Consider the following 2,343-nt stretch of genomic DNA (forward strand, 5'->3'; position numbering starts at 1 on the left):
ACCCATAGAGTGGGAAGTCATGTATAGTGACACCATCGCCCAACGGGGCGAGGTGGCCTGAACCTCAGCCTCTCGCGAACCCAGGACGGTTCAGGTCTACTGCCCGTCCGGCGCACCCACCCATCCAACAGATTGCGCTGATCCAGCTCACCCGTCGTGTCCATGCGATCAATCAGAGCGCCCATGGCGGGACCGATCACGAAGCCGGCGACCGCAACAGGACATCCCGGATGGTGACCTGCATCGCTCCGTCCGCTGCCCACCAGCAGACAGGGCGTTTACGTGCGGAGGAGTTCGCGCGGCCTACTTTGATGGTGGCCGCAGCGCCACCGGCGGCGTCATCGGCGGAACGGGCGTCGGCCATCACGCCGTGGCATGTTGTTGAATGGGACGAACCATGCTGACGGCCGGTAGTCTCCCATGCGGATTTGTTGGTTGAGCTCGGACTCCGGGTCGTCAATGCCGTCGAGCGTCTCGTCGAACAAGCTCAGGATGTCAGTGTCCTGCACGAACACCTCACCGGCCATCACCCAGTCGAAATCGTCATCGTGAACGGGACTCTCTGAACGCATGCTGTCCTCGGTCCAGAGACCGTCCTCGAGCATCGACTCTGCGTACTTGAGCATCAGATGGACGGCCATCTCCTCCCCCGGGCATGTCGGCCGTGGCCACTCCCCCCGCTCGAGGTCCCCGGCCAGGTCGTCAAAGCATCGAGCTGCCTGCCGCCGCCACACGGCGTCCTGGCCATAGGTGATCACCGGGTACTCGTCGAAGAGCGCCCAGTCCCTGGAGACTTATTCATAAGCCGCAAAGAAGAACAGTCCGATAATGGCTTTGACTACGCTCGCGTATTTGCTGATGGGCGCGCGATAGCGGCCGCCTTCCTCGCTGAGCATCCGCCACGTCTTGAGGTGAGCGATGGCATGTTCCACCGCGGCCCGCATTCTGCTGAGGTCGGTGTTGAACTCGATCTGGCTGGGGTCGAGGTCGATCCCCGGGAGCCGCTTGTACGGGACGGTGCCGATGTCCTCGACACCGACGTAGCCCAGGTCGGCCACGGACGGAAAATCGCGCAGGACGTCGGCCAGCCGGGACGCGGCGAAGGCGTGGGCGTCGTGTCGGGCACCGTGGACCGGGATCTCCCCGACGGCCACGAGATCGCCGTCCAGGGTCGCGGCGACCTGGAGGTTCATGCCGGGGAACCCGACCTTGGTCGAGTACAGATCCGGGATCTCCTGCCAGTCCCAGGTCGGGCACACCGTACCGTCGACCAGCACCGTCCCCCTGCCGGCGACCTCGCTCGGGGTCGGTCTGACCGCAGCAAGGACGTCACCGATCACCGGCCGCAACAAGTCCCAGCGGCGGCTCACCGTGGGCTGGCTGACCCCGAACACCGCCCCCGCAAGGTCCTGCGTCAGGTTCTTCCGCAGCAGACACACCACCATCGCTACCGACCGGAACAACCCCAGCGCGATCGGCCGGCCACGGGACACGAACCTCTCCCCGCACACCTCATGCACCCGCGCCACCAGATCGGTGAGTTGCCCATCGTCCAGCCCTGTCATAGCCTCGTATCGCAACAGCTCTTCGCCGATCTTTCTTCGATGCCTGAGAACACCGAACAAGACAGCAAGAGCTGTTGCACTTCAATCCTGACACGCACCTTTGGGCATATCGAGACCGAGCTGTTGACGACCCTGGAGCAGTCCGTCATCAGCGAAATGAGCCGCCACCGATTAGGCCTTATGAATAAGCCCCCCTGGTACTCGTGACCGACTCATCACCGTTGGCCTCAACATCGTCAAACCCCCAGTCGGCCAACATCTGCGCCGCACTCCACAACGCGTTCGCCGTAGGCGGTGTGAGTTGAAATCCCGCGCTTCGATCACACGAGTCCTCATCGCCACATGCACAAACCTCGAACAGCGCATCGAAGTCGGGCCCGCCGCCGGGCCGCACATCAGACAGGGCACCGCACACCGAGCCCTTCGCCTCGGCGCCGACTCCATCCGGGATCAAGTCGAACGGATCAACGAGCGCGAGCAGTGCCGCGCCAGGGCCGCCCGATCGGACCTCGTTGCGCTCCTGCTCCTTGAGCGCTTCCGCATCGTCGCCCTCATCCACGGCAAACTCGGTGGCGTCGATCTTCTTCAGCGCAGCTGCCTGGAGGAGAGCTAGGTCAAGTACCTCGACGTCGAGCTCAACCTCTAGCCTCACACGAACAGCGTCCTTGTTCGCCACCCAGAACCCTGAACCGTCCTGGGTTCGCGAGAGGCTGAGGTTCAGGCCACCTCGCCCCGTTGGGCGATGGTGTCACTATACATGACTTCCCACTCTATGGGT

Annotated in this window: 3 protein-coding genes; all 3 read right to left on the reverse strand. The window is 63.6% G+C overall.

Going from position 1 to position 2,343, the window contains the following annotated elements; genetic code table 11:
- Positions 1-338 precede the first annotated feature (338 nt).
- The 3 genes from BUE41_RS29310 to BUE41_RS29320 all read right to left on the reverse strand — a co-directional run bounded on the left by BUE41_RS29310 (position 339) and on the right by BUE41_RS29320 (position 2,241).
- The gene (locus BUE41_RS29310) at positions 339-641 is read right to left on the reverse strand and encodes a hypothetical protein (RefSeq protein ID WP_143172448.1); all 303 of its coding nucleotides are present in this window, start codon (positions 639-641) and stop codon (positions 339-341) included.
- A 153-nt stretch (positions 642-794) separates the two neighbouring features.
- The gene (locus tag BUE41_RS29315) at positions 795-1,565 is read right to left on the reverse strand and encodes a transposase family protein (RefSeq protein WP_073460605.1); all 771 of its coding nucleotides are present in this window, start codon (positions 1,563-1,565) and stop codon (positions 795-797) included.
- A gap of 178 nt (positions 1,566-1,743) precedes the next feature.
- Positions 1,744-2,241 carry a hypothetical protein gene (locus BUE41_RS29320; protein ID WP_143172449.1) on the reverse strand — a complete coding sequence of 166 codons (498 nt, stop codon included), beginning with the start codon at positions 2,239-2,241 and terminating at the stop codon, positions 1,744-1,746.
- Positions 2,242-2,343 lie beyond the last annotated feature (102 nt).

The sequence above is a fragment of the Pseudonocardia thermophila genome (assembly GCF_900142365.1).
GTDB classification, from domain to species: domain Bacteria; phylum Actinomycetota; class Actinomycetes; order Mycobacteriales; family Pseudonocardiaceae; genus Pseudonocardia; species Pseudonocardia thermophila.